Here is an 8,538-nt window from a genome sequence, read left to right on the forward strand (position 1 = left end):
ATCCGACATTACGATTTGCAATCCGCAGATCGCGTGGCGAGACTCAGGGCGGGAAACACGGCGACAGGCAACTTCTGAACAAGGATGCACGGCCTACTGAACCGTTGCAGCCACCTCAGGACGATTGTTAGGTCTAACGGTCTTATGAAGCCAGGCAAATCGCAACTTGATCATCGATGCAAACCCAGGCCGAAGTTGTTCCGAAATCAAACTCAACCCTACCGACGCGACAAAAGCAAGTCCGATTCCGAGCAGGTTGGTCCGCCCATGATCAAAACGGTCTGCGCCCGAGATGGCGGCAAAGAACGCCAGTAATGGAAAGTGGAAGATGTAGACTGGGAATGTCAAATCGCCGAGTCTTCGCGCCATCCTCAATGCACCCGGCGATGCGTCGGTTCGCAACAATCCACGCATCGCGTACAGGATCATGCCTACGGACAATGCCAGTATCCAATCGGAGAAAAACGCACTGGAATAGTTCAGCGGCGGACGCCCTTCATGATGAGGATAACCCCAGCCACCATTAACCAGCACTCCTCCGATAACAATCCCAGCAAGCAGCAACAGCCACTGTGAGACAATGCTTTTGGGGCGCCTCGGCTCCAATCGCAGAACAACGACCCCAATCAGCCAAGCTGGCAAGAGCAATAGAATGTTTGGCCCCGCGATCACTGCGATCAACAACACACTTGTGTACCGCAGCCAACGCACCCGAATGAGCGTTGCCGCCGCAAAAAGGATGTAATAGAACAGTTCGTAGCTGAGTGACCACAACGGACCATTGAACCCGGGAGTCAGGTTGCGGAACCAAACCTCCTGCACAAACAGCAGACAAACAACGTACCGCAATGACTCGAACGGCTTGAGTAGAGATTCGGTGAATGTCGGGTTGATGTAGGCGACGACAATGGTACACGCGACGGTTAAAAACATGGCAGGCAGCATGGTCACATAGAGCCTTGTCAGTCGGGCGATCACAAAATCGGTGAACTCCCTTCTGTTCTGGTTCTGCGAGTACGCGATCACAAATCCTGAAAGGACGAAAAAGACCACGACGGCATCGTGCCCCTCCAAAAAGCCTGGAATGGCAATCTCACCGAACCATCCAAACTCCGCGTGGCAGACGAAGACACACAACGCTGCGTAGATGCGAAGCAGATCAAGAAAGACGGAAAACGAACCGGTGATCGGTGTTGCTTCGGATGAGACTGACATTAGGTCACCTCTTGGAAAAGTGAATCGACAACGCGGCCCTTCCGATTTGATCCGGCAGCAAATTTCGCCAGGTTGTCGCGTCACGACTCACGCAGGCTGGGTTCGCCATCGACGGACGGAATCGTCCTTCGGGACGTCGGAAAACGTTGCTCGATCGTGCGGTTTGCCAATCACTGAATCGCTTGCACGAGACCATTTCGGTAGGCATCCCACGTGATCGCGGCGGCCTTGGCGACCGCCGCTTCGCTCATGGCGATCAATCGGTCGCGATCGCGAGACAGCAGTTCCAGTTTTTCCGCGATCGCATCACTATCGCGAATCGGCACGATAAATCCGTCTTCGCCATCGGTCAGAATATCGGGTGCACAGGTATTCGGAGTCGCGATCACCGGCAGTCCCTGAGACAACGCCTCGGTGATCACGAGCCCAAAACCTTCGAACAAGGATGGGAAAACGAACACATCGTGATTCCGCATCTCTTTGAGTATTTCGTCATGCGGCAGAGATTCGATCCAGCCATGCCGTCGCAGACCTGCTTCCAACGGCGCACATTGGACATTGGGCTTTCGACCAATCACCGTCAATTCAACAGAACTGCCAAGCGTGTTCATCGCCTCGAAAAGATAGGCCAGCCCCTTTCGCTGACTTAAGCCTCCGACGAACAGCACTCGCAGTTTTTTGCCTTTGTGCGAGTTGTGTCGGTTTCCCACGTCGACTTGCGGACATCCATATGGAATCACAATGGGCTCAGGTAGCCCGAATGGAACATCACCCAACGTCTTTGCGGTGAATGAACTGGCGACGATGATCGTATCGGCAAGCTCCAACTCTTGGTCTTTTCGCGCGACTTTCTCATCACTGTCCCTGATGGCCGGCATCGTGGCAGCCCATTCAGGAAGACGTTGAGCCTCTTCGGTTTGGATGCGACGCGCCGATCGCCAGTAGCCAATCGGCAAATCGTAGATGCAACGGATGTCGAGCTCTTTCGCCGCACGGAACGTCTCCAACGCCGCGTCTTCGTAGCAATAAACGGCTGAGACTCCCGAAAGCTTTCCCGATCGTAACCGGTCGGCAATCGCACGGTCCTGAGCCCGATAGACCCGATCGATGCAGAACGGACCGGACTCATGTGCGGTGAGCACGCCGAGCCCGACGCGCGGAGCAATCATTCGTCCCAGTTCACGCCAAGGAAGCTGGATCGTCTTGTCTCGCACGCGGGTGTCAAAACGTCTCCGTGAGAACTCAGATGCGAAGCGGGTTTGCGAAAGCCGATGCCAGACGTTTCCCGGAAATGCCGCGACCGAAGTTGCAAATTGCGACACCAAGCCCTCATCCTCTAATGCCAACAGGGCGTGTCGGACGTTTTGGTTGCCCGTGGGGTGGGAAAGAGTGATCATTGATCCGGCCTACCGATCGCGTTCTCAAAGACTTCCAAATGACGTTCAGAAACCACTCTCGGCGAATGCCTGTCGAGATGCGAGGAGTGATTGGATCGGTAAGAGGAGGCCAAATCCGGCTCTGATTCCAGCCGGTCCAACCAATCGGCGAGTTGCTCGCCATTTCCCTTCTCGAACAGTGGGCCGCAGGGACCAATTGCGTCGACCAGACCGCCCCGATCGGTGCCAATCGGTATACAGCCACAGGCGATTCCCTCCAGAGCGACGATCCCGAAGGGCTCCTCCCATTGCGACGGAACGAGCAGATACTTCGCCCGATTGAGTTCCTCGGCCACCGCAGTAGGCTCCCGACGCCCCAGAAATTGAACTCGATCCGATATCCCGATCTCTTCCGCTTGTCGCTTCAACGCATCTTCATCGGGGCCCGACCCAATGATGCGGAGATTCATCGGCTGCCCACGCTCCTGCAAGTTGCTGATGGCCCGGAGTGCGGTTGGAACGCCTTTGTCAGAGACCAGCCGTCCGACAAACACCGCACCATCGCGGCTGCTCCAGTCGGTCGTTGTACGAAAGACACTGTCATCGTAAGCGTTCTCAATGACAACCGATTCTCCGCTCAGATGTTGAGCGGTTGCCCGACTATTCGAAATGCACGGAAAACGCTTCAACACATGATGCTTGATCTGGTCTTTCCATGAAATGGATCGGTCCGCCCGGCTGACCCACGTGTGAATGGAAAAGACGGTGCTCCGCCCTGTACAGGACGGCAACCAGTAGCGGAATGCGGGGTTGTGGTGATAAATCACGTCCGCTTCCCTCGCCAGACGCCACTGCGTGCTCAGCCCTGGTCGACGAATCACATCGATCCACGTTAATTCATCGCCATCGTCACACGCGACATCGGTCACCACCTTGACCCGATGTCCCCGCTGTAGGAATTCACGTAACAGCATCAGTGCACTGGATTCAATGCCACCCACCTGAGGATGAAACGCGTAGCTGATAAAAAGAATTTGCATCTGCTTCGTTATCGCGACGAGCTTGATCGCGTGGTCATGAACTAAATGAGCTGAGAAACGCATTGCCGACGGAAACAAGCTTTGCCGGCTGCAGTCGGACCGTGGGCAGGATCTTCTTGAGATCACTGTAACAATTGACGACAAATTGTTTGTCACTGTCACAGAACAGTCCGATGCGTGCATTGGCGCCACAAGGAGCGGCAATCGGTGTCCCATGCTCGATGAATGCGGCGACGGTCCCGCTTTTTCCAATCAGCTGCCGCGGGACTGTGGTGATCCCTAGATCCAGAGAACGCAAGTAAGTGGAGATTTGATCGGGAGTCATCCATCCGCGTGCAACCACGTTAGCCTTTCCGCCGAGGTGTTTTCTCCAGTAGCTCTCTGATTCGGGGTCGAGCGCACCGGCGAAATGCACACATACTTTGCGATCCTCCGTCGCTGCCGCGGCGATGAAGTCGAGGATCCAGTCACGCACATCGTCGTTGGGTCTCTGTTGGGAAAAAAAACCGATGTTCACAACGTCATCCATCGAATGCTTCTCGACGATCGGCGTCGTGCGTGGAATGTTGCTAAACAGCGAGAGCGGGTTCGCGCGAATGCCCAACCCTTCCAAAGACTCTTTGTATCGGGGGACGTGCGTGTGCACGATGTTGCAGAACTGCAACTGCCTGACGATCGCGCGTTGCAGACGTGAAATGATCCATCCAGAGAGCGGCCGATTTTTCTGAGGTCCGATCCAAAGCTCATGAAACATCACGTGCCATTGGAATCCGCCAAGCTCCCGACATTTCGAAAGGCATCGCAGAAACTGGAAAGGAACGCCCCGTGGGTTGAACGAGTAGGGAACAAACTGGATGCTCACCACATCGGGCGACTCGTCGCTGAGAATCTCGGCGAGCCGCTTGGTTTTCCATGCCCAGTTGTGATTCCGCCTCCAACGCTTGCATCTCACTGGAGTATCGTCGTCGCTTTGAGATTCCTCGATCTCCCATTGATCCGGGGTGAAACGTGCCTCCTCACGATCGCAAATCGCGAGAATCGACGCATCGCATCCCTGGCGAATACACTCCGCAGCCAAGCGACGGGTGTAGTCACCCACTCCATCGCGACCGGGCTCAAGACTTCCGCATAAAAAGACGATTTTCAACGCTGCTTCACTTTTCTGGTAGGATCCGACTTGCACTCGCCCCGCGTTCAGACGCGGCGCACAACCCTGCCAATCCCCGAGGCCATCAGGCACGAAAGTTTCCGAACGAAGATTTCATTGGACATGTAACAACCGATTGGACTCATGTTCTTGAGAAACTCTTTGTCAATCAGCCTCGGTGCGTTGCCTTTGAGCGAATCGGCTAGGAAACGTTTTTTCCAGGGCTTGGGCTGTCCGAGGGCGTGCGGCAAGATCGCCGCTCCGGGTTTGAATCCCATGGCTTCCTGGCCGATCACGCTGAATTCGAAGTCGGTCGCTTCGACCGCCGCATTCAACCCGTCCTGATCACTCGCGTCAAAGCAAGAGAAAAAACCTTTCTCTGTGAATTGCTGGCCGAGTTCAACTTTGGCGGCACCGAGTCCTCCGATCACGTCTCCCATGCTTGTCATGAGATCCCGCCATTGCTCAAGGAAGCCTCTCGCTTCGGCACGTAGACCGATGAATCCGCCGTTGACATATTCACTTCCTTTGAAGTTCAACGAAAAGCCTCTGCTTTCAAAGTATCGCCGCCAGCCAATTCGTCGCGGGTGGTTCTCGGGCAGGGGAGAATTTACATCTTCGCAAAGTGCAATTCCGCAAGAGACCCACTCGCAGAACACTTGCCATTGTTCGGCGACACAAATGTCGGGGTCCAAGTAGTAGATCGCATCCGTCTCGGCAGCCGGTCCATCGAGCAGCTCAAGCATAAAGTCCGGTTTGTAGTTGGTCAGGTGATACGGTGTTGTCAGCGGAAGAAACACGATCTCGAGCCCGTCGGCCACATGCAGGATCGTCGCATCAGGCCACTGGCCCACGGCGCGACGCTCGGCCGCTGCCGTCCAGCGAGGCAGGTCCCCTCGGTATCCGGCATACACCGTGCCGCGATACCCGTTCTGGTAGAGCGAGTTGGTCAACGCAGCCACGCCATAGTGGTAGTGGCCTTCGAAAAGTGTGCACACGGTGGTGTTCATGAACGGAGCTGTGAATGAGCGAAGTAGATGGAGTGAAGTAACGCCTGTCCGAGTCCACCCACGATTCCGATAAGAAGCACTTCGTTGACGACCGAGAGGTCGACCAAGAGGATCGTGATGAGCTGCAAGGCGATACTGTACGGAACACTAAAGTACGGTGGAGCGACGACACCTCGCGAAGAACTCAAGCCGAAGCAGGCTCCGGCCATCAGGTTCAGTACGCTTCCAATGATCATCAGCACGACCTCACTTTTCAGGCCTGCGTAATCGCTGCCAAGGATCCACAGCACTTCCGTGGGGAAGAGCCAAACAAAGCCGACGATGAACATGCCAAGCGCCATGAACCCCAGCTGGATTTGAAAATAGCGAGTAAGCAGCAGTTTCTTGCACTCTGGGAGTCTTGCGAAACGGGGGACCACCAGCGTCCCGAAAAGTGTGCTGAAGATCGTTAACACGACTGCGAGCCGACCGAGTGCGCCGATTTGAGCAACAGCCTCAGTGGAACCAAAGATCGAAATCAGCCAGAGAGTGATTTGGGCTGAAAAGCTGTAATAAATGGCGCCAGGCAGGATGCGTTTCACGATCGAAAGAATCGCAACTCTTACCGCTGCGTCTTCCGGTTGGAATCGGTCCACAGAATCAGCCGACATTTTCCGAAGGCGAACGTTCAAATAGATCTGTGCCATGCCGCTGGCGAGCACCGCAACGGCGGCGAAGGGGAAAAGCGTTAGCAGCAATCCGTTGAGAACTAATCGTCCTGCACTCGTTGAGACCTGCGCTCGCTGCAGCGGCAGCACGTTTTGTGTCAACTTGGGAACGACCTGCAAGAGAGTGCCTGAAAGGGCGCTGAGAAAGGACGGTATGATTGCCAATACGATCGCTGTCGACATCAACCACGACTCGCAGTGACGCTGCAGCAGAACGAGTAGCAACGGTGCGGCGACAACAAAGCTAAAGACTGCGAATTGCTTCCGCAGTTTCATCCCCGTAACCAGAACTGCACCAAGCTTGGCCCGGTCTTGCCAAACCTTGCCACCCTGTGACATCACACCGCTCGCGATCCCACCGTCTGCCAACAATGTCATCGTGCCGAGCATCGTATTGGCAAGCGTGTAGAGTGCATATTCTTGCGGAGAGAGCAGGCGAATGACGAGGATCCCACAGGCCATGCCGATCGCCTGAATCGCAAGTTGAGCTGAACCAGTGACCGCGATCAATCGAGACCACTGGATGAAGCGGGCGCTACGGGCAAGACCGCTGGAGGCAGTTAGCTCACTACTCATCGGACGCAATCCCGCTGACGGCGTGTCCATTGCAAAGCCGCCACTTGACGAGACAAAGATCGTTCTGACGCGAAAGCCCAGGCATCAGCGCGCCAGTCGTTTCGGTTTGGTTCGTGATCAATATCGCAACCTCACTGGCCGCTGATTTCCTTATTCCACCGCCACGCTGACGGTGTGGCCGTGGAGTTTCAAAAGGGCGTGTTTGCGGGCGTTTTCGAGGTCGTTGGCGACCATTTCGGCGCACATTTCCTCGACGCTGATCTCGCATTCCCAGCCGAGTTTTTCTTTGGCTTTGGTCGGGTCTCCCAGCAGCGTTTCCACTTCGGCCGGGCGGAAGTAGCGGGGGTCGACTCGGACGATCACGTCGCCGGGGTTCACGTACGGGGCTTTTCCGCTGTCGGTGACTTGCGTGACCGTTGCGATCTCGTCGACACCTTTGCCAGAAAACTCGATCTCCAGTCCGGCCTCGTTCGCCGACAGCTTGACGAACTCTCGCACGCTGATCTGTTTTCCTGTCGCGATCACGAAATCATCGGCTTGCTCCTGCTGCAACATCATCCACTGCATCCGTACGTAGTCTTTGGCGTGCCCCCAATCTCGCAACGCGTCCATGTTGCCCAGGTACAGGCATTCTTCCAAACCCTGTGCGATGTTGGAGATCCCTCGTGTGATCTTTCGCGTGACGAAGGTCTCGCCCCGCCGCGGTGATTCGTGATTGAACAGGATTCCGTTGCAGGCATACATCCCGTACGACTCGCGGTAGTTGACCGTGATCCAGTATGCGTACATCTTCGCCGCCGCATAAGGCGAACGAGGGTAAAACGGCGTGGTCTCTTTCTGTGGGATCTCTTGGACCAAGCCGAAGAGCTCTGACGTGGAGGCCTGGTAGAAGCGTGTCTTCTTTTCCAGTCCCAGGAATCGGATCGCTTCGAGTAGTCGTAGCGTTCCGATCGCATCGACGTCGGCGGTGTACTCGGGTGACTCGAACGAGACCGCGACGTGCGACTGGGCACCCAAGTTGTAAACTTCGTCGGGCTGCACCGCGTTGATGATCCGCGTCAGGTTGGACGTGTCGGTCAGGTCGCCGTAGTGCAACTTGAACTGCGGTTGCTCTTCGTGCGGCGACTGATAGATGTGATCGATCCGGTCGGTGTTGAACGAAGACGCCCGGCGTTTGATGCCGTGGACCTCGTAGCCTTTCTCCAGCAAGAACTCCGCCAGGTACGATCCGTCTTGGCCGGTGATTCCGGTGATGAGTGCTTTTTTCATTGGGCAGAGAGTTAGCTGTTAGCGGTTAGCGGTTAGCAGTTAGCGGTTAGCAGTTAGCGGTTAGCAGTTAGCAGTTAGCAGTTAGCAGTTAGCTGTTAGCTGTTAGCTGTTAGCAGGAAGAAAGAGAACGAGCGTTGGCAATAGTCAGTAGGAAAGTGAGGGGGAGACACGGAGAGGGGGAGACACGGAGAGGGGGAG

General features: G+C 55.6%; 7 protein-coding genes. All 7 read right to left on the reverse strand.

The window, feature by feature from the left end; genetic code table 11:
- Window positions 1–93 precede the first annotated feature (93 nt).
- The 7 genes from ABX962_RS22915 to gmd all read right to left on the reverse strand — a co-directional run bounded on the left by ABX962_RS22915 (window position 94) and on the right by gmd (window position 8,340).
- Entirely contained in the window at window positions 94–1,215 is a 1,122-nt protein-coding gene (locus ABX962_RS22915; RefSeq protein WP_372722645.1) for an acyltransferase family protein, read from the reverse strand.
- Window positions 1,216–1,385: 170 nt separating this feature from the next.
- The gene (locus ABX962_RS22920; RefSeq protein ID WP_372722647.1) at window positions 1,386–2,612 is read right to left on the reverse strand and encodes a glycosyltransferase family 4 protein; all 1,227 of its coding nucleotides are present in this window, start codon (window positions 2,610–2,612) and stop codon (window positions 1,386–1,388) included.
- Complete coding sequence (locus tag ABX962_RS22925) at window positions 2,609–3,631, reverse strand: glycosyltransferase family 4 protein (protein ID WP_372722649.1); 1,023 nt, start codon at window positions 3,629–3,631, stop codon at window positions 2,609–2,611. Before ABX962_RS22925 ends, ABX962_RS22920 begins: the two co-directional genes overlap by 4 nt.
- 34 nt (window positions 3,632–3,665) lie before the next feature.
- Entirely contained in the window at window positions 3,666–4,871 is a 1,206-nt protein-coding gene (locus ABX962_RS22930; protein ID WP_372722650.1) for a glycosyltransferase, read from the reverse strand.
- Window positions 4,826–5,788 carry a hypothetical protein gene (locus tag ABX962_RS22935; protein ID WP_372722652.1) on the reverse strand — a complete coding sequence of 321 codons (963 nt, stop codon included), beginning with the start codon at window positions 5,786–5,788 and terminating at the stop codon, window positions 4,826–4,828. The genes ABX962_RS22930 and ABX962_RS22935 overlap by 46 nt, the downstream gene beginning before the upstream one ends.
- Entirely contained in the window at window positions 5,785–7,071 is a 1,287-nt protein-coding gene (locus ABX962_RS22940; RefSeq protein WP_372722654.1) for a hypothetical protein, read from the reverse strand. The genes ABX962_RS22935 and ABX962_RS22940 overlap by 4 nt, the downstream gene beginning before the upstream one ends.
- 150 nt (window positions 7,072–7,221) lie before the next feature.
- A complete protein-coding gene (gene gmd / locus ABX962_RS22945) occupies window positions 7,222–8,340 on the reverse strand; it encodes a GDP-mannose 4,6-dehydratase (RefSeq protein ID WP_372722656.1) in 1,119 nt (372 codons plus the stop codon).
- Window positions 8,341–8,538 lie beyond the last annotated feature (198 nt).

The sequence above is a fragment of the Novipirellula sp. genome (assembly GCF_041583735.1).
GTDB lineage: Bacteria > Planctomycetota > Planctomycetia > Pirellulales > Pirellulaceae > Novipirellula.

What these genes read in the sequence shown, in the direction of transcription:
- ABX962_RS22915 (WP_372722645.1), bottom strand. Translation starts at nt 1,215, where the DNA reads ATGTCAGTCTCATCCGAAGCAACACCGATCACCGGTTCGTTTTCCGTC.
- ABX962_RS22920 (WP_372722647.1), bottom strand. Translation starts at nt 2,612, where the DNA reads ATGATCACTCTTTCCCACCCCACGGGCAACCAAAACGTCCGACACGCC.
- ABX962_RS22925 (WP_372722649.1), bottom strand. Translation starts at nt 3,631, where the DNA reads ATGCAAATTCTTTTTATCAGCTACGCGTTTCATCCTCAGGTGGGTGGC.
- ABX962_RS22935 (WP_372722652.1), bottom strand. Translation starts at nt 5,788, where the DNA reads ATGAACACCACCGTGTGCACACTTTTCGAAGGCCACTACCACTATGGC.
- ABX962_RS22940 (WP_372722654.1), bottom strand. Translation starts at nt 7,071, where the DNA reads ATGAGTAGTGAGCTAACTGCCTCCAGCGGTCTTGCCCGTAGCGCCCGC.
- gmd (WP_372722656.1), bottom strand. Translation starts at nt 8,340, where the DNA reads ATGAAAAAAGCACTCATCACCGGAATCACCGGCCAAGACGGATCGTAC.